This is a genomic window from Isoptericola sp. NPDC060185 (assembly GCF_042728595.1).
Classification (GTDB): Bacteria; Actinomycetota; Actinomycetes; order Actinomycetales; family Cellulomonadaceae; genus Isoptericola.
Window position 1 is genome coordinate 70371 of sequence record NZ_JBHWYY010000005.1, and the last position, 22205, is coordinate 92575.

The following is a 22205-nucleotide window of genomic DNA, read 5'->3' on the forward strand; positions in this document are numbered from 1 at the left end:
CCGAGACGCCGGCTACCGTGAGACCGTCGTACGCCGCCGCAGGTGGATGCGGTCCCGGTCGTCCTCGGCGTGGTGGGCCCGGTCGAGCCGACGAGGCAGGCCGTGCGCCGCGGTCCAGGCTAGCCACCGCGCACGCGTCGGGGGGACGTCGGGGTGGTCCAGGACGTCGAGCAGCCAGGCCGCCCTCACCCGTGTCCCCTCGTCCGCGGCACCCAGGCACGACGCCAGGCCGGCCCGCAGGCACACGCGGTCCAGCCGCAGGGCGAGCCGCGAGTAGTAGTGGTCCAACCTCTCCTGACGGCGGCGGACCACCCCGAGGAGGAGCTCCACGAGCTCGTCCTGGTACGGGTCGAGGGAGGAGGCACGGCACAGACCGCGCAGCAGGCTCTCCTTGAGGTTCCACACGTCGTAGGACGGCCCCTCCGGCAGCAGGTACACCGCGGCCGGGTGCTCGTTCTCCCAGCGCAGCCACGTGATCTGCTCTTCCGAGACGACCGGGCTGACCCCCTGGCCCCAGAGCGCGTCCACCACACGGAGCACCTCGGCCTCGCTCGGGGCGCGTCCTGCAACCCGACGCTCCCCAGCGGGGTTCTTCACCGCGCCCCCGCTCAGGCGCCGCCGGCGGCGAGCACGCGCAACGCCTCCACGACCAGCGCGTGGTCGTCGGCCTGCGCCAGGCCCGAGACGGTGACGACGCCGACGATCCCCACGCCGTCCACCCGCACGGGGAACGCGCCGCCGTGCGCGGCGTACTCCTGCAGCGGCAGCGCGTGCTTGGCGTTGAAGTCGTCGCCCTTCGCCCGGGCGCGCAGGCCCGTGAGGAACGACGACGCCCCGAACCGCTCCACCACCCGCACCTTGCGCTGCACCCACGTGTCGTTGTCCGGCGTGGTGCCCTCGCGCGCGGCGTGGAACACCTGCTGCGGGCCCTTGCGCACGTCGACCGTCACCGGCAGGCCGCGCTCCGTGGCGAGCTCGACGATCAGGCAGCCGAGCTGCCACGCGTCGTCGTGCGTGAAGCGCGTCAGCACCAGCTCGCGCTCCTGCTGCTCGACCTCGGCGACCAGGGCCGCGACGTCCTCGTTGTTCCCCGTGTTCGCCATGCGCCCAGCGTCGCACGACGCGGTGCAGGTCGCGGCGTGCCGCCCCACCGCGGACGTGTCGGTCGGTACCGTCGCTGCGTGACCCGACTGGTGCTCGTCCACGGCCGTGACCTCGCCGGACACGACCCCGACACGCTCGAGGCCCAGTGGCTGGGGGCGATGCGCGCGGGGCTCGACGCCGCGGGGTCGTCGTTCCGGCCCACCGACGCCGCGTCGTCGTTCGTGTACTACGGCGACACGCTCGCGGCGCTGGTCGGCGGCGCGGCGTCTCCTCCCGTCACGGTCCATGCGCTGCGCGCGGGCGTCCCCGGCCTACCTGGGCTGTCAGAGGGCGAACTGCGGTTCGTGCTCGACGTCGCGCGCGAGGTGCTCGCCGCAGGCGGCGCGCCCGAGGACGCGCCGGCGCCGGTCCTGGCCGAGGGGGTGGTCGGCGACGCGCTGGCGGAGGCCGTGGTCGCGACGCTGGGGCTGGTGGACCGGTTCGTGCCCGGCGTCAGCGCCGCCGTCCTGCTCACCCTGACCCGCGACGTGTACGCCTACCTGCACGACGACCACGTGCGCCGGGTGATCGACGACGGGCTCGCCGCCGCGCTGGCCGGCGACGAGCCCGCCGTCGTCGTCGCGCACTCGCTGGGCAGCGTGGTCGCGTACTCGGTGCTCGCCGCCCGGACGGACGGGCCGGACGTGCCGCTGCTGCTCACGCCGGGCTCGCCGCTCGGCATCCGCGCGATCCGCGAGGCCATGCAGGCCCGCGCGCCGTTGACGTTCCCGGCCCGCGTGGGCCGGTGGGTCAGCGCCCGCGACTCGCGCGACCTCCTCGCGCTGCGCGACCTCACGCCCGCCGCCTTCCCGCTGCCCGCGGGGTCACCCATGATCGACGTCCGGCGGGTGGACAACCGCGCGCCCGGCTACCACTCCGCGGCGGTGCGGCTCGAGGACGGCGAGTGGGCGGGATACCTCGCACTGCCGGAGGTCGCGGGGCCCGTGGGCGAGGCGATGACCCGGACCCGGTGACGTAGCGACTGGTCGTCGTCCTGGCGCAGGACGGCGACCAGTCGCTACGTCGACGTGCCCCGCCAGCCGGGGAGCAGCCGTTCGAGCGCGTCGACGAGGTCGATGGAGCTGCCGTCCTTGCCGCCCGCGCCGAGCACCAGCGGCGGCCGCTCCGGCTCGATCCGCGCGCCCCGCACCCGGTCGACCAGCGTCAGCGGGGCGGTGAGCACGTAGAAGGTGCCGTCGGTCGTGACGCCGGCGGTGCGGTCCTGGCGCAGGTACCAGCCGCGCAGCGACGTGCGCGCCGTCCCGCGGCCGCCGTAGCCCTTGACCTGCAGGTTCTCGGGTTCCAGCCCGCTGTCGGCCGCCGCGCGGACGAACTCCTGCAGCAGCGCCTCGGCCTGCCCGTGCTCGGCGTCCTGCCGCGCGCGCAGGCGCTCCGCCTGCACGCGCGCCGCCTCCGTGCGCTGCGCCGCCCAGTCGTCGCTCACCGGGGCATCCTCCCACCCGCAAAGTTGTCAGGACCACGCGCACGTATACCCGCTCGTGGCCCTGACAACTCGCAGGGTGGGTCAGAGCTCGCGGTCCGCGTAGGCGACGAGGGCGTCGCGCACGAACGTCGCGCCCTCGGTGCCGCCGTAGTTCTTCGCGAACCTGGGGTCGGCCACGTACATCTCGGCCAGCCCGACGACGTACTCCTTCGTCGGGCGCCCCCGCTCGGCGCCGGGCGTGCCCGGGATGCCGCCGAGCCAGGCGGCGTGCCGGGCGGCGAGCGCCTGCGCCTCCTCGGACGTCGGGTCGACGCCGCGGCTCGCCGCCTCGGTCCACGCCGCGGAGAGCTCCTTCGTGCGCGCCTGCCACTCCTTCTGCTTCTCGGCGCCGAGCCCGCGCCACCACGCGTCGCTCGTCGCGTACGCGTCGGCACCCCAGCGCTCGGTCACCTCCTCCTCGTGCTGCGTGTGGTCGAAGCCGTCGAGCATGTCCTCGGCCATGAGCTGTTCTCCCTTCTCGATCGCGGTCACGGTCCGCTCCACGGACGCGATCTGCCTCGACAGGCGGTCCTGCTCGGCGCGCAGCTGGCCGAGGTGGCGACGCAGGGCGCGGGCCTCGTCCGCCTGCTCGTCGAGCACCCGGCCGATGTCGGTCAGGGGCAGGCCGAGATCGCGCAGCAGCAGGATGCGCTGCAGCCGCACGACGGCGGCCGCGTCGTAGTGGCGCAGCCCGCCGGCCCCGGTCCCCGACGGCGGCAGCAGGCCGATCTGGTCGTAGTGCCGCAGGGTGCGGCTGCTGACGCCCGCGAGGCGGGCCACGTCCTGGATGGAGCGGTTCATGCCTCGACCGTAGAGATTGACGTCGCGTCAACCGCAAGAGGTGTGCCGGTGGGCGGAGATCACCCCCGGCGGGCGTTGACCGGCACCCCGCCCGGTGGGTCACTGGAAGCATGGCCCGCTCGGTCGAGACCGACTACCTGGTCGTCGGCGCCGGGGCGGCCGGGATGGCGTTCGTCGACGCGCTGGTCGACCACGACCCGACCGCGCGCACGACGCTCGTCGACCGTCGTACGGCCCCGGGCGGGCACTGGGTCGACGCCTACCCGTTCGTGCGGCTCCACCAGGCGTCGCAGCTGTACGGCGTCGCGTCCACGCTCCTCGGCACCGGCCGCGTGCAGGAGTCCGGGCCGGAGCGCGGGCTGCACGAGCGCGCCACCGGCGCGGAGATCTGCGCCTACTACGCCACGGTGCTCGCGGAGCGGTTGCTGCCGACCGGGCGCGTGGAGCTGCTCGGCGGCCACGAGTACCGCGACGGGCAGGTCCTCGACCTCGCCACCGGCCGGGAGGTCGAGGTCCGGGTGCGCCGCCGAGTCGTGGACGCGCGCTACCTCTCGCCGACGATCCCCGCCCTCACCCCGCCCCCCTTCGCCGTCGACGACGGCGTGCACGTCGTGCCCGCCGGCAGCGTGCCGGACGTCGCCGACGACGCCGCCGCGTTCGTCGTCGTCGGATCGGGCAAGACGGCGACGGACACCGTCGTCTGGCTGCTCGGTCACGGCGTGGACCCGGGCGCGATCCACTGGGTGCGCCCGCGCGAGCCGTGGATGTTCGACCGCGCCGTGATCCAGCCGGACCCGGTGGTCTTCCTCGGCATGGCGGCCACCCTCATGGCCGTGGCCGCCGACGCCACCTCGGCCGACGACCTCTTCCTGCGCCTCGAGGACGCGGGGATCATGACGCGGATCGACCCGACGGTGGTGCCGAGCATGGCGCGCACCCCGACGCTGGGTCGCTGGGAGCTCGACCTGCTGCGGTCGGTGGAGCACGTCGTGCGACAGGGCCACCTGCGCCGGGCCACGCCCGGTCGGCTGGTGCTCGACGACGGCGAGGTCACCGTGCCCCGGGACGCGGTCGTGGTGCACTGCGCGGCGCACGGCCTGCGGCAGCGCCCCGCCGTGCCGATCTGGGGCGAGCACCTCACGCTGCAGCCCGTGCGCGCGGGCTTCCCGCCGTTCTGCGGGGCCCTCGTCGGCTATGTCGAGGCCACCCGCCGCGACCGGCCGGACGCGGAGAAGAACCGGTTGTGCCTGCCGACCCCGTTCTGGAACACCCCGGACGACTGGGCCGCGTTCCAGGGCCGCGGAGCCCGGTCGGCCGCGACGTTCATGGCCGACCCGGACGTCGCCGCGTGGGCCCACTCCGTCCCGCTCAACCCTGCCCGGGTGCCGCCGGAGGCCGCGGGGCGGCCCGAGGTGCGCGCCGCAGTGGCCCGGTACCTCGAGCACGCCCCCGCGGGCATCGCGGGGCTGGAACGGATCGGCCGGGACGCCGGCGTCCGGGTCTGACCGGCGCTCAGCCCGCCAGCACCTCGCGCAGGCGGGCCGCGAACGCCGCCGGGTCGTTGTTCGGCGACCACTCGTTCACGGTGAAGCCGCCGTGGTCGCCGGGGAAGACGACGACGTCCAGGCCGAGCTCCGCGGCCAGTGCCTCGCCGCCTCGACGCGGCATCGTGCCGGGACCCGCCTCGCCGACCGCCGGGACGAGCCGCACGGTGGTGGCGCGCAGCGCGTCGAGGTCCGGCGAGAACCAGGGCAACGACTTCATGTTGCCGTTCAGCAGGAGGTCGTCGCGCGACCCGTCGTCCTCGGTCGGCATGCCGAACATGGCCGGGTCGGGAGCGGGCTGGGAGAAGTAGTCGTCGGTCAGCGGCGCGTCCTGCATGGAGAGCTGGATGAACTTCGCCATCGCCGGCCCGAACCCGTCGCGCTGGTACGTCTCGACGATGTCCTGCGTGGCCCGGCGCTGCAGGTCGCGATCCTCGAGCAGGTCCCAGAGCGGGGGCTCGTGCGCGACGACCGTGGCGAGCTCGTCGGGGTGCCGGGCGATCCACGACAGCACGTTGACGGCGCCGCCGCTGGACGCGAACACGTCGACCGGTCCGTCGCCGACCAGCGCGCGCGCCGCCTGCAGCACCCGGTGGAAGTCGTCGGCGTGGATCTCCACGGAGACCTCGCCGTCGGCGGCGAGCGTGCTGCGCTCGGTGCCGCGCGGGTCGTACGTGATGACGGCGCGGTCGTCGAGCAGATCGGCGAGCTGCTCGAAGCCGGACGCCGCCATCGGCGAGCCGAGCACGAAGACCGGGCGGTTCCCGCCGGGCTGCGCCGGCAGCCGGACGTCGTAGGTGAGGACGGCGCCGGGCACGTCCAGGGTGTGGGTGGTGAGCTCGCTCATGGTGGGGCCTCCGTGGCCGGCTGGTGTGGGTCCATCCTGTGCTGTGGGTCAGACACTGCACCAGCCCGAAAATCATCGACCGTGACCAGGCACGACGCCGCCGCACCGTTCCGGGGCCACGAGGCTGCCCCCAGGCTCGGTCCGTCCACAGATCGCCGTCGTCACCCCTCACGGCCGGCGGCCCGGCGCCAGGCTCGACGTCGGACGCCCGGCCGGGCGGCCCACCCGACCGAAGGAGCCCGCCGTGCCCGTGACGACGCTGCCCCCCACCCCACCCACGCCGGGCCCGACCCCCGGGCCGCACGCCGGGCCGCCCGAATGGGCCGCGTGGCCCGCGGCGCGGTTCACGCCGCCCGACCTCGTCGACCTGAGCACCGCGTGGACCCGCGAGCGGGACCAGGCCACCCGGCCGGGCGCACCGCACGACGACGGCCCGGGCGTCGGCTGCTCCGGCAGGCACGGCCGGCTGCTGGACGACGGCCTCGACGTGCTGCTCCAGCCCGTCCTCGCGCCGAACGCGGCGCCGGGGTACTACCCGTTCGCGGAGCTCGACGCCCGCACCGCGGCCGGCCTCCTCGACCGCCTGGACGAGGAGGAGCTCGCCACGGAACGGCAGAACCTCGGCCCCACGTTGGGCGCGGTGCTCCGAGCGGTCGTGCGGCACCCGGACCGCGTGCGCGCGCAGGGGTACGTCGTGGGCCCGCTGCGCTGCGACGAGCGGATCACCGTGACCGCGGTGCTGCTGCGCGCCGACCGTGCCCTGCGGATCGACCGCCGGCACGAGGACGGGTGCGAGTGCACCGACGTCATGGCGACGCTGGTCGCCCTCGGCGTGGACGACATGCACGCGCCGCCCGACGAGATCACCCCGTGGTGGGGGCCCGGACGTCCCGATCCCTGGTCCGCGGTGGCGGAGGAGGCCGACGGCGACCCCTGGTACCGCGCCTGGTGGGACTGACCGGTGCGCCCGGAGGAACGACCCGTGAGCCCGGACGGACCCGGGAGGATGGCCGCGTCACCGTGCGCGCGGGGCTCAGGCCGACTCGCGCACCACGAGCGAGGTGGGCAGCGTGATCGCAGCGGGCTCCTGGCCGTCGACCACCTCGAGCAGCAGTCGCACCATCTCGGCGCTGATGCGCTCGTACGGCTGGCGCATCGTGGTCAGCGGCGGGTGCAGCTGGGCGGCGACGCCGGAGTCGTCGAATCCGCCGACGGCGACCTCGTCGGGTACGGAACGCCCGGCGGCCTGCAGCGCGACGAGCGCCCCGGCGGCCATGAGGTCGGAGTGCACGAACACGGCGTCGACGTCGGGCCGGCGCTCGAGGAGCTCCGCCATCGCGAGGCGGCCGCTCTCCCGGGAGTAGTCGCCGTGCGCGACGAGCTCGGGGTCGTAGGCGTCACCGAGCACGTCGCGGTAGCCCTCCAGCCGCAGCACGCCGCCCGGGGTGTCCAAGGGGCCGGTGATGGTGGCGATGCGCCGCCGGCCCGAGTCCCACAGGTGCTGCGTCATGGTGCGGCCGCCGGAGCGGTCGTCGGCGGCGACGTAGCCGACCTTCCCCTCGTAGCCGAGCGGGACGCCGCACGCCACGGTGGGGATCTCGTGCCGCAGCAGCTCCCCCATCATCGGGTTGCCCCGGTGGGAGCTGATCAGCAGCACCCCGTCCACGTGGCCGGCCTCCAGGTACTGGGCCACGCGGCGCCGCTCCTCCGGCGTGCCGGCGACGAGCAGCACCATGGGCATCTCCCGCTCGGCGGCGGCGTGGGTGGCGCCGCGCAGCAGCAGGGAGAAGTTGGGGTCCTCGAACAGCAGGTGCTGCTCCTCGGTGAGGAGGAACGCGACCGAGTTGGCCCGCCCCGTCACCAGGGAGCGCGCGTGCGGGTTGGCGCGGTAACCGGTGGTGCGGATCGCCTCCTCCACCGCGGTGCGCGCGTCGGGGGACACCCAGTGCCCGCCGTTGATGACCCGCGAGACGGTGCCGCGCGAGACCCCCGCCACGGCCGCGACGTCGCGGATCGTGGGGCGCTTCGCCCTGCCGTCGTCGGCCCCGTGCCCACCCGTTCCCTCCACGTCGGTGAGTGTATTGACCTGTGTCGACCTCGCCCGCGTCGAACCTGCCCGCATCGAGTCTGGCCGAGCCGAATCTGGCCGAGCCGAGCTCGGCCGAGCCGCGCCGGCCCGCGCCGGCCGAGGACGATCGGTCACGACTTCACCGCGCCGGCGGCGAGGTCCACCTGCCAGAACCGCTGCAGGGCGAAGAACAGCGCCACGAGCGGGAGGATCGACAGCAGCGCGCCCGTGATCACCAGGGTGTACATGGCGGGCTGGCTGGCGCCCTGGTTGAGCAGGCCGGACAGGCCGACGGTGATCGGGAAGAGCTTGTCGTCGCCGAGCATGATGTACGGCAGCATGAAGTTGTTCCAGATCGCGACGAACTGGAACAGGAACACCGTCACCAGGCCGGGCACGAGCATGGGCACCGCCACCTGGAAGAAGGTGCGCGACTCGCTCGCGCCGTCGGTGCGGGCGGCCTCGACCACCTCGTCGGGCACGGCGGCGGCCGCGTAGATCCGGGCCAGGTAGATGCCGTACGGGCTGATGATGCTGGGCAGCAGCACCGACCAGTAGGTGTTGGTGAGGTGGAGCTCGGCCAGCAGCAGGTACTGCGGGATGGCGAGCACGATGGCGGGCACCAGCACCCCGGCCAGCAGCACGTTGAAGACGGCGTTCTTGCCGGCGAAGGAGTATTTCGCGAGGCCGTACCCGGCCATGGCCGACACCAGGGTGGACAGCACGGCCCCCACCCCCGCGTACAGGGCGGTGTTGAGCATCCAGCGCCAGAAGAGGCCGTCGCGGTAGGCGGCGAGGTCGGCGACGTTCTCGGCGAGGTGGGAGGAGGGCGCGAACGTGAAGGTGGAGAACAGCTCGGACCCTGACTTCGTCGAGGCCACCACCACCCACACGACGGGCAGCAGGCAGTACAGGGCGCCCAGCAGCAGCACGGCCGTGGCCACCGGCGAGGGGCGCGCGCCGGCGCCGCGCCAGGTGCGGCGCGTGCTGCCGGAGCGGCGTCGCGCGTCGGGCGCCGCGGGCGTGCCGGCGGACAGCGGGCTGGTCAGCGTCGTCATGTCACTTCTCCTGGCCGAAGGCGCGGGCCTGCACGAGCCGCAGGAAGCCGAACGAGAGCACGAAGGTCGCGGCGGCGATGATCACCGACGTCGCGGCGGCCGAGTACAGGTCGCCGCGCGTGAACGCGTCGCGGTAGACCTTCATCAGCGGGGTCCAGGTGGTCGAGATCGAGTTGCTCAGCGGCCGCAGCGTGGTGGGCTCGGCGAACACCTGGAGCGTCGCGATCATCGAGAAGACGGCGGTCATGATGATCGACGGCGTGACGATCGGGATCTTGATCCGCCACGCCACCGCCACCTGCGACGCGCCGTCGAGCTCGGCGGCCTCGTACAGCTCCGACGGCACCGCCTTGAGCGCCGTGTAGATGACGATCATGTTGAAGCCGGTGCCGCCCCAGACCGCGATGTTCGCGACGGCGAACATCACCAGGTCGCCCTCGAACAGCGAAGGCACGTCCCAGCCGAGCGCGTCGAACAGGTCGTAGAACGGACTGACGCCGGGCAGGTAGAGGAAGCCCCACAGCAGCGACGAGATCACCGCGGGCACCGCGTACGGCAGGAAGATCGACGTCCGCGAGAACGTGCGCGCCCGCGCCCGGCGGGAGTCGAGCAGCAGCGCGAACAGCAGCGCCAGGCCGAGCATCGTGGGCACGACGAGCACGCCGTACAGCGCGACGCGGCCGACGGACGCGAGGAACTCCGGGTCGCCCAGCGCGGACGCGTAGTTGGACAGCCCCGCCCACACCTCGGTGCGCGAGCCGGATCCCAGCCCCAGCCCGCTCACCTTCTCCGTGCGGAACGACAGGTACACGGCGTACCCGATCGGCAGCGCGAGGAAGAGGACGAACAGCACGATCGCCGGCGCGAGGAAACCCCACGGCGCGAGCCGGCGGCGGCCGGACGTGCTCGGGCCGGTGGTGCGGACCGGCGGCGGTGCGGTGCGGCCGCCCGGCGGCGCGACGGTGGACGTGGTCATCTCTGCTTTCCCTCGTGGGTGCGGGACCGGGTGGGTGCGGGACCGGGTGGGTGCGGGACCGGGTGGATGCGGGACCGGGTGGGTACGGGACGGAGCGAACGCGTGGGCCGCCCGGGGTGCTGAGACCGGCCCGGGCGGCCCGCGGCGTCACTCGTCGACGGTGAAGCCCTGGTTCTTCAGGTCGTCGAGCGTGACCTTCTGCATCGCGCCGACGGCGTCGACGAACGCGCCGGCCTTCTTGGCCTTGGTCGCCTTCGCGAACTCGTCGTTGTACGCGGAGTAGGCGACGTTGATGTTCGGCCCGTACGTGAACGGCTGCACGGTCTGCGCCGTCTGCGCCGCGATCCCGTAGAAGTCCGGCTGGTTCGAGAAGAACTCCGGCGGGTCGGTGAGCACGGTGCTGCTCGCGGGGACGTCGGCCGGATAGATCCCGGTCTCGTCGACGAGCGCCTGCACGGCCTCCGGGTCGGTGTTGAGCCACGTGATGAACTCGGCGGCCTGCTCCGGGTGCGTCGACTGCGACGTCACGGCGGTCGCCGAGCCGCCCCAGGCGCCGGTCGCGGGCGAGGCCGCGTCCCACTGGGGCATGGGCGCCATCTTCCACTTCCCGGCCGTGTCGGCGGCGTTGCCCTCGAGGACCCCCGGGGCCCAGATCGCGGACAGCCAGCCCACCTGGGTGCCGTCGTTGAGGCCGGCGTTCCACTCGGGGGTGTACATCGGCTTGTTGTCGATGGCGCCCTCCTCGACCAGGCCGCCCCAGTACTCGGCGACCTTGGTCGTGGCGTCGGAGTCGATGTCCACGGACCAGGCGTCGCCGTCGATCCCGTACCAGGACGCGCCCGCCTGCTGGGTGAGCCCGGCGAACCAGCCGGCGTCGTTCGCGGAGAACGTGCCGAGGTAGGCCTTCGGGTCGGCCTCGTGCACCTTCCGTGCGGCGTCCGCGTACTCGTCCCAGGTGGTGGGGACGTCGATGCCGAGCTTCTCGAAGATGTCGGCCCGGTAGTAGAACTGCATGGGCCCGGAGTCCTGCGGCACCGCGTAGACGGCGTCCGACCCGAGCGTGACGGCGTTCCAGACGCCGTCGGCGAAGTGGTCGGCGACGTCCTCGCCGAGAGAGCCGGAGAGGTCCGCGAGCGCGTCCGAGGACACGAGCTGCGGGATCTTCTGGTACTCGGCCTGCATGATGTCGGGCGCGCCCGAGCCGGCCTTGATCGCGGTGAGCAGCTTGGTGACCGCCGGGTCCCCGCCGTCCTGCTTGTTCACCGTGACGGTGATGTCGGGGTGGTCGGCGTTCCAGAGGTCGACGACCTTCTCCATGTTGGGGGTCCACGTCCAGAACGTGAGCTCGACGGGACCCGTGGCCGACGCGCCGTCCGAGCCGGCGTCGTCACCGCCGCCGGAGCAGGCGGACGCGACCAGCGCGGTGGCAGCGGCGAGGGCCGCGATCCGGGTGCCTGTGGACAGGCGCATGACTCCTCCTCGTCAAGGACCATCGCACCGCCGCGTCGGGCAGGAGACCGGGCGACTCACGACAGTGTGGCTGTGCACGGTCACAGTAGCCGGACGCCGTGAGCGATTGTCAACTTCGGGTTTCGTGGTGTTACCTAGTCGTTGCGCGGCCACGACGCCTGTGACCGCGCACAGCATCGACGCGAGGAGCGCCACCCATGCCCGACGCCACGCCCCACGGCGCCCCGTCCTTCGAGGCCACGGTCTCCGACGCGGCCACCGGGGCCCGGCCCGCCCCCTTCCGCCCCGGCCCCGACTTCGAGGGCTGGCTGCCCGGGGTCGACGAGATCTGCTACGGCGGCGACTACAACCCCGAGCAGTGGCCGGAGGAGACGTGGGCGCAGGACGTCGACCTCATGCGGCAGGCGGGCGTCAACCTGGTGAGCGTCGGCATCTGGAGCTGGGCCCTGCTCGAGCCGCGGGAGGGCGAGCTCGACCTCGGCTGGCTCGACCGGCTGCTCGACCTGCTGCACGCGAACGGCATCCGCGTCGACCTCGGCACGCCCACCGCGTCGCCGCCCTCGTGGTTCTTCCGCACCTACCCGGACTCGCGCGTCGTGACGCGCGAGGGCACCGTGCTGGAGTTCGGCTCCCGCGGCGCCGCCGCGCCGTCCTCCCCCGCGTACCGCCGCGCCGCCACCCGCATCGCGGGCGCGCTCGCCGAGCGCTACGGGCGGCACCCCGCCGTCGTGCTGTGGCACGTGCACAACGAGTACGGCGCACCGGTCTCCGACGACTACTCCGACCACGCCCAGCGCGCCTGGCGCCTGTGGCTGCGGGCCCGGTACGGCACCCTCGACGCGCTCAACGCGGCCTGGGGCACCCGGTTCTGGGGCCAGGTCTACGGCGAGTGGGAGCACGTCGTCGCGCCGTCGGCCACGCCCACCGTGGCCAACCCGGCCATGCGCCTCGACTACGCCCGCTTCACCGACGCGATGCTGCGCGAGTGCTTCGTGGCCGAGCGCGACGCGATCCGCTCCCACTCCGACGTGCCGATCACCACCAACTTCATGGCGACGGCCTGCCCGTCGACCGACCTGTGGGCGTGGGCGCGCGAGGTCGACGTCGTCTCCGACGACCACTACCTCACCGCCGCCGACCCCCGCGGCCACGTGGGCCTGGCGATGGCCGCCGACCTCACGCGGTCGGTCGCCGGCGGCAAGCCGTGGCTCCTGCTGGAGCACTCCAGCTCGGCCGTGAACTGGCAGCCCCGCAACGTGGCCAAGCGCCCCGGCGAGGAGCGCCGCAACGCCCTGTCGCACCTGGGCCGCGGCGCGGACGGGATCCTGTTCTTCCAGTGGCGAGCCTCGCGCAGCGGCGCGGAGAAGTTCCACTCGGCGATGCTCCCCCACGCCGGCACGGGCAGCCGCGTGTTCCGCGAGGTGTGCGAGCTCGGGGCCGAGCTCGGCCGCCTCGGCGAGGTGCAGGGCTCGCGCGTGCGGGCCGACGTCGCGCTGCTGTGGGACTACGAGTCCCACTGGGCGCAGGACCTCGAATGGCGGCCCAGCGTGGACGCGTCGCACCGCGAGCGCACCGAGGCGTTCTACGACCGGCTGTGGCGCGACGGCCTCACGGTCGACATGGCGCACCCGGAGCAGGACCTGTCCGGCTACCGCCTCGTCGTCGCGCCGGCGTCGTACCTGCTCACGGCGGCCGCGGCCGACAACCTCACGCGGTACGTCGAGGGCGGCGGCACCCTGCTGGTCAGCTACTTCAGCGCCGTCGTCGACGAGCACGACCGCGTGCACGAGGGCGGGTACGGCGCGCCGCTGCGCCGCGCGCTGGGGCTCACGGTCGAGGAGTTCCTGCCGCTGCGCGAGGGCGAGTCGCTGGGCGTCGTCGGGCTGTCCGACGGCACGCTGACGGGCGATGTGTGGGCCGACGACCTCTCGCTCGACGGCGCGCAGGTCGTCGCCACGTACGACGGCGGCCCGCGGCCCGGCGCCGCGGCGGTCACCCGGAACGCCCTCGGCGCGGGCACCGGCTGGTACGTCTCGACGCGGCTGGACGTCGACGGGCTGGCGCCCCTCATGGCGCGCGTGTACGACGACGCCGGGATCGCGCCGGCCGGCCTGCCGGCCGAGCTCGAGGTCGTGCGACGGCACGGGGCGGACGCCGTCTTCACGGTCGCGATCAACCACGCCGACGCCGACGCCAAGCTGCCCGACGTCGCGACCGGTAGCCACGACCTGCTCACGGGCGAGGACGTCGCCGGCACCGTCGTCGTGCCCGCCGGCGGGGCCCGCGTGCTGCGCACCCCGCTCTGACCCGCGAGTTGTCAGGGCCACACGCACTTTCTTGTGCCCCTGGTCCTGACAACTCACCACCGCAAGGAGTTGTCAGGGCCAGGAGCACGAATACGTGGCCGTGGTCCTGACAGCTCGCCCGACGCGAAAGGACGATGATGTCGCACCGCACCCGCACGATCACCACGAGCCTGCTGGCCGCCGCCCTGGCGGCCGCCCTCGCCGCACCCGCGGGAGCCGCGCCCGGCGGCCGGTCCGCCGTCGAGCCGGAGAACGCGGGGGTTCGACGCCGGCCTGGACGGCTGGTCCGTCACCGGCGACGCCGCCGCCGCGAAGGCGGAGGCCGGGGGCCGCACCGGCGACCGGCTGACGCACTGGTCGGACGCGCCGTACGAGGTCACGACGTCGCAGCGCCTCGGCCGCGTCGACAACGGCTGGTGGACGGCGAGCGCCTGGGTGAAGTCCGGCGGGCTGGACACCTCGACGCTGTCCCTGACCTGCACGGACGGCACGTCCGGCACCACCACGCTGCCGCAGACGCTCCAGGACGACGCGTGGGTGCGCGTCGCCGTCTCCGCGAAGAGCCGCGGCGGCGACTGCACGCTCGCGGTCGCGACGTCGGACGGCGCGGGCGGCGCGTGGGCGAGCGTCGACGACGTCACCGTCGAGCGCGGCCGGGTGACCCACGACGTGCGCGGCGGCGACCTCTCCGGCCTGGCGAAGAACGAGGACCACGGCGCCACGTACGCCGACGTCGACGGCACGCCCGGCGACGCGGTGGAGATCCTCGCCGACCACGGCATGAACCTCGGCCGCCTCAAGGTGTGGGTGGACCCGGCCGACGGCTACAACGAGGTGATGCACGTCGTCGCCACCGCGAAGCGCGTCCAGGCCGCGGGCATGGACGTCATGATCGACTTCCACTACTCCGACCGGTGGACCGATCCCGGCCAGCAGGGCGTGCCGGCCGCGTGGGCGGGGTCGAGCATCACCGACATGACCGACCGGCTCGCCGCGCACACCCGCGACGTGATGACTGCCCTCGTCGACGCGGGCGTCGACGTCGCGTACGCGCAGGTGGGCAACGAGATCAACCCCGGCATGCTGTGGCCGTACGGCCAGACGTGGGACGTCGACCCCGACGACGGCGTCGCCGGGGCGCAGTGGGACGCCCTCGCCGGGTTCCTCACCGCCGGGCACGACGCGGTGAAGGCCGTCTCGCCGTCGACGCGGACGATCCTGCACCTGACCAACATCAACAACGGCATCGGCGGGCTCACCTGGTGGTTCGACGAGGCCGTCGCCCGTGACGTCCCGTTCGACGTCGTCGGGCTGAGCTACTACGGCTACTGGCACGGCTCGCTCGCCGACCTGCAGGGCGCCGTCAGCACCCTGTCCGCCCGCTACGACCGCGACGTCATGGTGGTCGAGACCGCGTACCCGTTCACGCTCGACGACGACGCTCCGGCCTGGCAGAACGTCATCTCCTCTCCCGACCAGCTCGTGGCCGGGTACCCCGCGACGCCGCAGGGCCAGGCGGCGGCGTTCCGCGCCGTGCAGGACACGGTCTCCGCCGCCCCCGGCGGCCGCGGCCTCGGCGCCGTCTACTGGGAGCCGGCCTGGACGTCCGTCGAGGGCAACGGCTGGGACCCCGCCGACCCGGCCTCCGGCAACGCGTGGGAGAACCAGGCGATGTTCGACCACGACGGGCGGCTGCTCGCGCCCGTCGCGGCCACCCTCGCCGCCGACTGACCGGAGATCACGCGAGCTGTCAGGGTGAGCGCGCGGCATGCCCCGCGCTCACCCTGACAGGTCAGAGATCGTGCAGGCGGGCGGCGGCCTCGTCGCGGCGGCGGGTGGCGTCGGCGAGGGTGCGCTCGGCGCGCTGGCGGGCGACGACGGCGCCGCGCAGCTCTGCGTCGACGGCGGCGGCCTCCTCCTCCAGCTCGGCGAGACGACGGCGGACGGCGTCGCGCTCGGCGTCGGTGCGGTGGGCCACGGCCTCGATGCGCCCCACCTCCGCGGCGGCGGTGCTGCCGGCGTCGCGGGCGGCGGCGACGTCGTCCTCGGCGTCGGCGAGCTCCTGCTGGGCCTGTTCGCGCGCCTCGCGGCGGGCGGCGTCGTCGGCCGCGTCCGCCGTCGTGCGGCCGCGCTTCCTCGCGGCTCCGGGCAGGTCGGGCACGACGTGCAGGTGCCGCGCCGGGGCGTCGTCGTCGACGGGCGCGATGCCGAGCGCGTCGGGGACGGCGACGGCGGAGGCGACGTCGGCGCGCCCGATGCCGGTGGCCTGGAGGGGGCCCACCAACAGGCCGCTGCGCACCGCGCGTCCGGCGTCCGGGTCGATCATCGCGGCGGTGAGCGTGGACTCGACCTGGGCGAGGACCGCGCCGGACACCGCCGTGCCAGCCTCGACGGCGAGCGCGCGCGCCCGGGCGGCGACGGCCGCGACGAGCTGCCGCCGCTGCCGGGTGAGCTCGCGCAGGCGGGGGCCGTCGAGGTCGTCCTGCGCTGCGCGGAACGCCGCGCCGAGCTCGACGACCTGCTCCACCTGCTCGGCGTCCGCGCGCGCCAGGAGGTTCACCACCCACGCCGCCGTCGACGGCTTGCGCAGCCGCTTCACCCGGTCCGCCGCCTCGTCCTCGCCGTCGGCGCGCAGGGCGGCCGCGCGCGCGTCGCGCGCGGGGACGAAGTCGCCCGGCTCGAGCGCGTAGAGCGCCCCGGCGGCGTCCGTCAGCACCTCGGGAAGCGTGGGCACCCTCCGAGAATCGGGAACCCCACGACCTGCCGCAACCCCACCGGCGTGAGCTGTCAGGGCGAGGAGCACGTTCCGATGCACCTGGCCCTGACAACTCGCGCCTAGGATCGTTTCGATCCCCATGACAGAGAACCTTCCCCCCGCGCAGGCGTCCGCCATCACGCCTCCCGTCGACGAGCGTCGCGCCACGATCATCCTGGTCGCGATGGCGCTGTCGACGTTCCTGTTCGTCACCGTCGAGTCGCTGCCGTCCGGCCTGCTCACGCTCATGGCCCCCGACCTGGGCCGCTCGACCTCCGAGATCGGCCTCCTCGTCACCGGGTACGCCCTGGTGGTGCTGATCACGACCGTGCCGCTGGCGCACTGGGCGCGGCGGGTCCCGCGCCGCTGGGTGCTGTCCGCGTGCGCGGGCGTCGCGTCCGTCGCGACGCTGTGGGCGGCGCTCGCCCCCAGCTACGAGCAGCTCCTGGTGGCGCGGCTCGTGACGGCGACGGCGCAGGCGCTGTTCTGGGTGGCGGTGGTGCCGGCGACGACGGGACTGTTCCGGCCGGTCGTGCGCGGCAAGGTGATGGCCCGCCTGGCGCTGGGCAACTCGCTGGCGCCGGTGCTCGGCGTGCCCGCGGGCACCTGGCTCGGCGAGAACACGTCGTGGCGGTGGACGTTCGCGGCCGTCGCGGCGCTGTCGCTGGTCGTGACGTTCGTCGTCCTCGCGCTGTTCCCCACGCTCGCCCCGGCCGAGGGCGGCGCCAGCCGTTCGCCGCACCCGAGCGCGCGCCGGTTCGGGTTCCAGATGGTTACGACGGGGCTGGTGCTGACCGGCGCGTTCGGCGTCATCACGTTCGTCACGCAGTACTTCATCGACGTCACCGGCTTCGTGCAGGCCGACATGCCGCGCCTGCTCCTGCTGCAGGGCGCGGCCGGCGTGGTGGGCGCGATCATCGTCGGGCGGTTCATCGACGCGCGGCCCGTGGCGGTGCTGCTCGTGGCGCTCGCCGTGCTGACGGTCGCGCTGGTGTCGCTGTGGGCGTTCGGCGAGCAGCCCGTGGCCGCGGTCGCGTCGCTGGCGCTGTTCGGCCTGTCGTTCTCGTGCGTGCCGCCCGCGCTGTCGCACCGCGTGATGCTGGTGTCCCCCGGCTCCACCAACATGGGGGTGGCGATCTCGTCGTCCATGTTCAACGTGGGCATCGCGGCCGGCTCCGGCCTGGGCGCGGCGCTCGTCGCGGCCGTGGACGTGCGCGTCGTGCCGCTCGCGAGCGCCGTCGTCGTCGCGCTCGCCCTGCTCGTCGCGCTCGCCGAGGAACGCTTCAACCCGCGCCTGCCCGGCGCGCACTGAGGAGGTCCCGTGCACGACGACGACCGCTGCCCCTGCGGCTCCGGCGACACCTACGGCGCGTGCTGCGGCCCGCTGCACCGCGGCGAGCGCCCCGCCCCCACCGCGGAGGCGCTGATGCGCTCGCGGTACAGCGCGTTCGCCGTCGGCGACGCCGCGTACCTGCGCGCCACGTGGCACCCGCGCACCCGGCCGTCGTCGCTGGAGCTCGACGACGACCAGGAGTGGCGGCGCCTGGTGGTGCTCGCCACCCACGCGGGCGGGCCGTTCGACGACGGCGGCGAGGTCGAGTTCGTCGCCCAGTACCGGTCCGCCGCCACCGGCGCGCGCGGCCGCCTGCACGAGGTGAGCCGCTTCGTCCGCGAGGGCGGGCGCTGGTCCTACGTCGACGGCGACGTCGGGGCCTGACCCGCCCGCCCGGTCACGACGTCCGCGCCACGAGCCGGTCCTGCACGTCCGGCACGGCGTCCAGGACGACAGCGGTCAGGTCGCTGCCAGGACCACCACGTCGTCGGGCGCGAGCGGCAGGGTGGCCCCGGCGCCGGGCGTGTCGGCGGGGCCGGCCACGAGCTCGTGCCGGGCGCCGGTGAGCAGGTCGACGAGGGTGGTCGCGTCGCGCACGTGCTCCGGGCCGGCGGCGAGCGCCGCGGCGAGGTCGAGCTCCGCGGAGCGGGCCGCGCGGTTGATCGCGACCAGGGTGCCGCCCCGCCACACCGTCTCGACGTCGGGCTCCTGGCCCCCGTACGGGACGCCGGCGGCGTCGAGCGCCGCCCGCAGCACGGTGTCGAGGCCGCCGTGCTCGCCGGTGAGGTCCGCCCCGACGTACCAGGCCCCGCCCGCGCCGTGGGCGTGCTGCGCGACGGCGACGCTCCCGGCCAGCGGACCGTCGTCGTAGGTGGCGAGCACGGCGGCGCCGTCGGAGCGGGTGCGCTCGCCGAGCACCGCGGCGGTGCCGCGCAGGCCGCCGAAGCGCTCCTCGGACCACGCGACGGCGCTGCCGCCGTCGGGCAGCGGCACCCACTCCTCAGCCGAGACGCCGAGCACGTGCCGCAGCGGCGCGGGCGTCCGCCCGGCGTGCAGGTGGCCGAGACCGTCCGCGATCCCGCCGAAAGGCCCCCACACGAGGTGGCCGCCCGCTGTGACGTAGGCGTCGAGCCGGTCCGCGGCGTCCTGCTCCAGCACCGCGAGCGCCGGCGCGAGCACCACGTCGTAGTCCTCCAGCGGGTCGCCGGGCGCGACGACGTCCGCGACCACCCCGAGCCGCCACAGCGCGCGGTGCCACGCCTGCAGGGTGGCGAGCGGGTCGAGCCGCGCGGTCGGCAGTGCGACCTGCGTGGCCGCCCACCACGACGGCCAGTCCCACAGGAGCGCGACCCGGCGGTGGACGGGCTGCCCGGCGAGGCTGCGCAGCGCGCGCAGCTCGGCGCCGAGGCGCCGCACGCCGTCGTGCACCGCGGTGTCCGGCCCGGCGAGGGGCAGCATCGCCGAGTGGAAGCGCTCGGGGCCGGAGCGCGCCTGGCGCCACTGGAAGAACAGGGCGCCGTCGCAGCCGTGCGCGGCCGCCTGCAGCACCTCGGCCCGGAGCCGGGCGGGCGACTTCGTGAGGTTGTGCTCGCGCCAGCTCACGGCACTCGCCGCCTGCTCCATGCGCAGCCACGGTGCCCCGCCCGCGAGGCCGCGGGCCAGGTGGTTGACGAGCGCCGCGTCGGCCGGGGCGTCGGGCGACGCCGGGTCGGGGTACGCGTCGTCGGCGATCACGTCGAGGTCGCCGCGCCAGGCGTGCGGGTCGACGCCGCCGAAGAAGCCCATGAGGTTGGTCGTCACGGGGCGGTCCGGGTCGTGCCGCCGCACCGCCGCCTTCTGCTCGCGGTAGAGGTCGAGCAGCAGGTCGGAGGAGAAGCGGCGGAAGTCGAGCTCCTGCGACGGGTTGCGGTGGTACGGCGCGACCCGCGGCGGCAGGACCTCGGCCCAGTCGCCGTACTCCTGCGACCAGACGGTGGTGGCCCAGGCCGCGTTGAGCGCGTCGAGCGTGCCGTACCGGGCGCGCAGCCAGTCGCGGAACCGGTCGGCGCAGCGGTCGCAGAAGCAGACCTGGCCGTACTCGTTGCCCGCGTGCCACATCCGGACGGCGGGGTGCCCGGCGTAGCGGGCGGCCACCTGCTCGGCGATCGCGGTCGCCGCGGACCGGTAGGCGTCGGACGACGGGCAGAACTGGTTGCGCGACCCGTAGCTCAGCACGGTGCCGTCGGCCGTCGTCGGGAGCGACTCCGGGTGCCGGAGGCCCAGCCACGGCGGCGGCGACGCGACCGGGGTGGCGAGGTCGACGGCGATGCCGGCGTCGCGCAGGAGGTCGAGCACCTCGTCCAGCCAGCCGAAGCGGTACTCCCCCGGCCGCGGCTCGAGGTGCGACCAGCTGAAGACCCCGACGGTGACGAGGTTGACCCCCGCCTGCCGCATCAGCGCGACGTCCTCCCGCCACACCGCGGGGTCCCACTGCTCCGGGTTGTAGTCGCCTCCGTACAGCAGCCCCAGCTCGTCCGTGAGCCGTGCGAGGCCTGTCGTCATACCTGTTCCCCCGAAGTGTCGAAGCGCTTCGATCCAGCCTATCCGTCGCGTCAGCCGGGCGCGGTCGCCGGGAGGCCCGCCCGCGGGTAGGCGCGGGTCCGCTCGGAGGTGCCCATCCCCCACCGCACCGCACGGGTGGCGAGCGAGCCCGCCGGCCCGCCGAGGGCGCGCCGGAACCAGGAGTCGACGCCGAGCTCGTCGCGCACCCAGCCGGGCAGGGTCGAGACCGCGCCCGCCGCCAGCAGCGCATACGGCGGCCGCGCGGCGCGCGGCAGGGGCGGCTCGCTCAGCAGGAACCGCACCGTGTCCACCGCGGCGGGCGACGCCTCCAGCTCCGGTCGGTACGCCTCGATGGTCGCGCGCAGGTCGGCCACCGTCTCCGGCACGACGACGGCGCCCAGCGCCCGCGCGACCCGCGCCGCCTGCGCCACGTACTCGTCGGCTTCACTGCCGGTGAGCGGCCGCTCCCCGAAGCGCTGGTGCGCGGTGAGGAACGAGTCCGCCTCCGCGGCGTGCACCCAGGTCAGCAGGTGCGGGTCGCCCGCGCGGTACGGGCGGCCGTCGGGCGCCTTGCCCCGCACCCGGTCGTGCACCGACCGGATCCTGTCGATCGTCGACTGCGCGTCGTCGGCCGTGCCGAACGTCGTGGTCGCGATGAACGTGGCCGTCCGCTCCAGCCGTCCCCACGGGTCGCCGCGGTAGCCCGAGTGGCCCGCCACGCCCGCCATCGCCAGCGGGTGCAGCGACTGCAGCAGCAGCGCCCGTAGCCCGCCCACGAACATCGACGCGTCCGCGTGCACCCTCCCGATCGGGCTGTCCGGCGCGAACCACCGCGGCCCCGGCGTCAGGTGGATCCGGTCGCGCGACGCATGCGCGTCGTCGCCCGCGACCTTCTGGAACAGAGCCTCACCCAGCCGCAGCCGTAGCCGCTCCACCGGGTTCGCCGTCGTCGCCATCACGTCAGTATCGCGCCGCCCGTGTCGGGCCACGCCGGCAGGGTCGCCGCACGACGACGTCGAGCCGTGGCATCTCCGCCCCGGCCGGCATATCACTGATAACTTGTGGACATGACGAACCTCCGCGCCGAACGAGAGCGGGCCGGGCTCACGCAGGCACGCCTGGCGGAGCTCGCCGGCATCGCGCCGTCCAACCTGTCTGCGTACGAGTCCGGCAAACGGCCGGTGTCCCCGGCGATGATCGAGCGCATTCGCGGCGCGATGGTCCGACCGTCCGACCGGCTTCGCGAGAAGCGAGACGAGGTGCTGACGATCATCAGCCGCAACGGCGGCGTGAACCCGCGGGTGTTCGGCTCGGTGGCGCGCGGCGACGACACCCCCGCGAGCGACATCGACCTCCTCGTCGACGTCGACCCTCGGAACGCCTGGCGCTTCGTGTCCACCCCGCGGGAGTTGTCCGAGCTGCTCGGCGTCCACGTCGACGTCGTCACCGAGCGCGGCCTGCGCGCCAAGCACCAGGACGTCCTCGCCGAGGCCGTCCCCCTGTGAACGCCCGCACACGACGGTGGCTGGGCGACCTCGTCGACCATGCCGCCACGGTGGAGCGCCTGGTCGACCGCGGCAAGGACGCCTACGACGCCGACGAGATGCTGCGCTACGCCGCCGAGGACCTCCTCATCCGGCTCGGCGAGTGCGTGAGCCGCATCGACCGCGACGACCGCGCGTTCGTCGACGCCCACCCCGACCTCGAGCTGCGCCGGATCAAGGACGCGCGCAACGTCATCGCGCACGGGTACGACGTCGTCGACACCGAGCTGCTGTGGGCGATCCTGTCCGTCAACATCCCGGAGGTCGCGCGACGCGTGGCCGACCTCCTCGCCCAAGAGCCCAGCCGCTGACCCACGCCCCGTGGCGCGGCGGGGA

The 22205-nt window shown here is 74.5% G+C and carries 21 protein-coding genes; 9 read left to right on the forward strand and 12 right to left on the reverse strand.

Annotated elements, in window-relative coordinates; genetic code table 11:
• Positions 1-12: 12 nt before the first annotated feature.
• Together ACFWDO_RS03440 and ACFWDO_RS03445 are read right to left on the reverse strand one after the other, a co-directional pair.
• On the reverse strand, positions 13-531 hold the full coding sequence (locus ACFWDO_RS03440) for a hypothetical protein (RefSeq protein WP_380319251.1): 519 nt from the start codon (positions 529-531) through the stop codon (positions 13-15).
• A 77-nt stretch (positions 532-608) separates the two neighbouring features.
• Positions 609-1103, reverse strand: a complete 495-nt coding sequence (locus ACFWDO_RS03445) for a heme-degrading domain-containing protein (RefSeq protein ID WP_380319254.1) — start codon at positions 1101-1103, stop codon at positions 609-611.
• 78 nt (positions 1104-1181) lie between these two features.
• On the opposite strand from ACFWDO_RS03445, the gene ACFWDO_RS03450 reads away from it, so the two are divergent.
• On the forward strand, positions 1182-2117 hold the full coding sequence (locus tag ACFWDO_RS03450) for a hypothetical protein (RefSeq protein ID WP_380346792.1): 936 nt from the start codon (positions 1182-1184) through the stop codon (positions 2115-2117).
• Between the two features lie 44 nt (positions 2118-2161).
• Here the strand turns inward: ACFWDO_RS03450 and ACFWDO_RS03455 are convergent, their stop codons facing one another.
• Positions 2162-2587 carry a hypothetical protein gene (locus tag ACFWDO_RS03455; protein ID WP_380317804.1) on the reverse strand — a complete coding sequence of 142 codons (426 nt, stop codon included), beginning with the start codon at positions 2585-2587 and terminating at the stop codon, positions 2162-2164.
• Between the two features lie 81 nt (positions 2588-2668).
• Entirely contained in the window at positions 2669-3427 is a 759-nt protein-coding gene (locus ACFWDO_RS03460; RefSeq protein WP_380317801.1) for a MerR family transcriptional regulator, read from the reverse strand.
• 110 nt (positions 3428-3537) lie between these two features.
• On the opposite strand from ACFWDO_RS03460, the gene ACFWDO_RS03465 reads away from it, so the two are divergent.
• Positions 3538-4932 (forward strand): pyridine nucleotide-disulfide oxidoreductase, encoded by a 1395-nt coding sequence (locus tag ACFWDO_RS03465; protein ID WP_380317798.1) that lies wholly within the window; start codon positions 3538-3540, stop codon positions 4930-4932.
• Between the two features lie 7 nt (positions 4933-4939).
• Here the strand turns inward: ACFWDO_RS03465 and ACFWDO_RS03470 are convergent, their stop codons facing one another.
• Positions 4940-5818: an alpha/beta fold hydrolase gene (locus ACFWDO_RS03470; RefSeq protein ID WP_380317795.1), complete on the reverse strand. Its 879-nt coding sequence runs from the start codon at positions 5816-5818 to the stop codon at positions 4940-4942.
• 244 nt (positions 5819-6062) lie between these two features.
• On the opposite strand from ACFWDO_RS03470, the gene ACFWDO_RS03475 reads away from it, so the two are divergent.
• Positions 6063-6776 carry a hypothetical protein gene (locus ACFWDO_RS03475; protein ID WP_380317792.1) on the forward strand — a complete coding sequence of 238 codons (714 nt, stop codon included), beginning with the start codon at positions 6063-6065 and terminating at the stop codon, positions 6774-6776.
• 75 nt (positions 6777-6851) lie between these two features.
• Here ACFWDO_RS03475 and ACFWDO_RS03480 read toward each other — a convergent pair whose 3' ends face one another.
• The 4 genes from ACFWDO_RS03480 to ACFWDO_RS03495 all read right to left on the reverse strand — a co-directional run bounded on the left by ACFWDO_RS03480 (position 6852) and on the right by ACFWDO_RS03495 (position 11390).
• Positions 6852-7886, reverse strand: a complete 1035-nt coding sequence (locus ACFWDO_RS03480) for a LacI family DNA-binding transcriptional regulator (RefSeq protein ID WP_380317790.1) — start codon at positions 7884-7886, stop codon at positions 6852-6854.
• Between the two features lie 131 nt (positions 7887-8017).
• Positions 8018-8944 carry a carbohydrate ABC transporter permease gene (locus tag ACFWDO_RS03485; RefSeq protein WP_380317787.1) on the reverse strand — a complete coding sequence of 309 codons (927 nt, stop codon included), beginning with the start codon at positions 8942-8944 and terminating at the stop codon, positions 8018-8020.
• Position 8945: 1 nt separating this feature from the next.
• Positions 8946-9920 (reverse strand): carbohydrate ABC transporter permease, encoded by a 975-nt coding sequence (locus ACFWDO_RS03490; protein ID WP_380317784.1) that lies wholly within the window; start codon positions 9918-9920, stop codon positions 8946-8948.
• A gap of 147 nt (positions 9921-10067) precedes the next feature.
• The gene (locus ACFWDO_RS03495) at positions 10068-11390 is read right to left on the reverse strand and encodes an ABC transporter substrate-binding protein (protein ID WP_380317781.1); all 1323 of its coding nucleotides are present in this window, start codon (positions 11388-11390) and stop codon (positions 10068-10070) included.
• A gap of 197 nt (positions 11391-11587) precedes the next feature.
• Between ACFWDO_RS03495 and ACFWDO_RS03500 the strand changes: the two genes are divergently transcribed.
• Together ACFWDO_RS03500 and ACFWDO_RS03505 are read left to right on the forward strand one after the other, a co-directional pair.
• The gene (locus ACFWDO_RS03500) at positions 11588-13696 is read left to right on the forward strand and encodes a beta-galactosidase (protein WP_380317778.1); all 2109 of its coding nucleotides are present in this window, start codon (positions 11588-11590) and stop codon (positions 13694-13696) included.
• A gap of 435 nt (positions 13697-14131) precedes the next feature.
• Positions 14132-15427 (forward strand): arabinogalactan endo-beta-1,4-galactanase, encoded by a 1296-nt coding sequence (locus ACFWDO_RS03505; protein ID WP_380317775.1) that lies wholly within the window; start codon positions 14132-14134, stop codon positions 15425-15427.
• A gap of 61 nt (positions 15428-15488) precedes the next feature.
• Here the strand turns inward: ACFWDO_RS03505 and ACFWDO_RS03510 are convergent, their stop codons facing one another.
• A complete protein-coding gene (locus ACFWDO_RS03510; RefSeq protein ID WP_380317772.1) occupies positions 15489-16430 on the reverse strand; it encodes a hypothetical protein in 942 nt (313 codons plus the stop codon).
• A gap of 121 nt (positions 16431-16551) precedes the next feature.
• On the opposite strand from ACFWDO_RS03510, the gene ACFWDO_RS03515 reads away from it, so the two are divergent.
• The gene (locus ACFWDO_RS03515; protein ID WP_380317769.1) at positions 16552-17763 is read left to right on the forward strand and encodes an MFS transporter; all 1212 of its coding nucleotides are present in this window, start codon (positions 16552-16554) and stop codon (positions 17761-17763) included.
• A 9-nt stretch (positions 17764-17772) separates the two neighbouring features.
• Entirely contained in the window at positions 17773-18168 is a 396-nt protein-coding gene (locus ACFWDO_RS03520) for a YchJ family protein (protein ID WP_380317766.1), read from the forward strand.
• A gap of 75 nt (positions 18169-18243) precedes the next feature.
• On the opposite strand, the gene ACFWDO_RS03525 is transcribed toward ACFWDO_RS03520, so the two are convergent.
• Together ACFWDO_RS03525 and ACFWDO_RS03530 are read right to left on the reverse strand one after the other, a co-directional pair.
• Positions 18244-20325, reverse strand: a complete 2082-nt coding sequence (locus ACFWDO_RS03525) for a beta-galactosidase (protein WP_380317764.1) — start codon at positions 20323-20325, stop codon at positions 18244-18246.
• Positions 20326-20375: 50 nt separating this feature from the next.
• Positions 20376-21281 carry an oxygenase MpaB family protein gene (locus ACFWDO_RS03530; RefSeq protein WP_380317761.1) on the reverse strand — a complete coding sequence of 302 codons (906 nt, stop codon included), beginning with the start codon at positions 21279-21281 and terminating at the stop codon, positions 20376-20378.
• Between the two features lie 111 nt (positions 21282-21392).
• Here ACFWDO_RS03530 and ACFWDO_RS03535 point away from each other — a divergent pair, with 111 nt between their 5' ends.
• Together ACFWDO_RS03535 and ACFWDO_RS03540 are read left to right on the forward strand one after the other, a co-directional pair.
• Positions 21393-21830, forward strand: coding sequence for a helix-turn-helix domain-containing protein (locus ACFWDO_RS03535; protein WP_380317758.1), 438 nt, complete (start codon positions 21393-21395; stop codon positions 21828-21830).
• Positions 21827-22180, forward strand: a complete 354-nt coding sequence (locus tag ACFWDO_RS03540) for a DUF86 domain-containing protein (RefSeq protein ID WP_380317755.1) — start codon at positions 21827-21829, stop codon at positions 22178-22180. Before ACFWDO_RS03535 ends, ACFWDO_RS03540 begins: the two co-directional genes overlap by 4 nt.
• The last annotated feature ends 25 nt before the right edge of the window (positions 22181-22205 follow it).

What these genes read in the sequence shown, in the direction of transcription:
- ACFWDO_RS03445 (WP_380319254.1), bottom strand. Translation starts at nt 1,103, where the DNA reads ATGGCGAACACGGGGAACAACGAGGACGTCGCGGCCCTGGTCGCCGAG.
- ACFWDO_RS03460 (WP_380317801.1), bottom strand. Translation starts at nt 3,427, where the DNA reads ATGAACCGCTCCATCCAGGACGTGGCCCGCCTCGCGGGCGTCAGCAGC.
- ACFWDO_RS03465 (WP_380317798.1), top strand. Translation starts at nt 3,538, where the DNA reads ATGGCCCGCTCGGTCGAGACCGACTACCTGGTCGTCGGCGCCGGGGCG.
- ACFWDO_RS03470 (WP_380317795.1), bottom strand. Translation starts at nt 5,818, where the DNA reads ATGAGCGAGCTCACCACCCACACCCTGGACGTGCCCGGCGCCGTCCTC.
- ACFWDO_RS03485 (WP_380317787.1), bottom strand. Translation starts at nt 8,944, where the DNA reads ATGACGACGCTGACCAGCCCGCTGTCCGCCGGCACGCCCGCGGCGCCC.
- ACFWDO_RS03490 (WP_380317784.1), bottom strand. Translation starts at nt 9,920, where the DNA reads ATGACCACGTCCACCGTCGCGCCGCCGGGCGGCCGCACCGCACCGCCG.
- ACFWDO_RS03495 (WP_380317781.1), bottom strand. Translation starts at nt 11,390, where the DNA reads ATGCGCCTGTCCACAGGCACCCGGATCGCGGCCCTCGCCGCTGCCACC.
- ACFWDO_RS03500 (WP_380317778.1), top strand. Translation starts at nt 11,588, where the DNA reads ATGCCCGACGCCACGCCCCACGGCGCCCCGTCCTTCGAGGCCACGGTC.
- ACFWDO_RS03515 (WP_380317769.1), top strand. Translation starts at nt 16,552, where the DNA reads ATGACAGAGAACCTTCCCCCCGCGCAGGCGTCCGCCATCACGCCTCCC.
- ACFWDO_RS03525 (WP_380317764.1), bottom strand. Translation starts at nt 20,325, where the DNA reads ATGACGACAGGCCTCGCACGGCTCACGGACGAGCTGGGGCTGCTGTAC.
- ACFWDO_RS03530 (WP_380317761.1), bottom strand. Translation starts at nt 21,281, where the DNA reads ATGGCGACGACGGCGAACCCGGTGGAGCGGCTACGGCTGCGGCTGGGT.
- ACFWDO_RS03535 (WP_380317758.1), top strand. Translation starts at nt 21,393, where the DNA reads ATGACGAACCTCCGCGCCGAACGAGAGCGGGCCGGGCTCACGCAGGCA.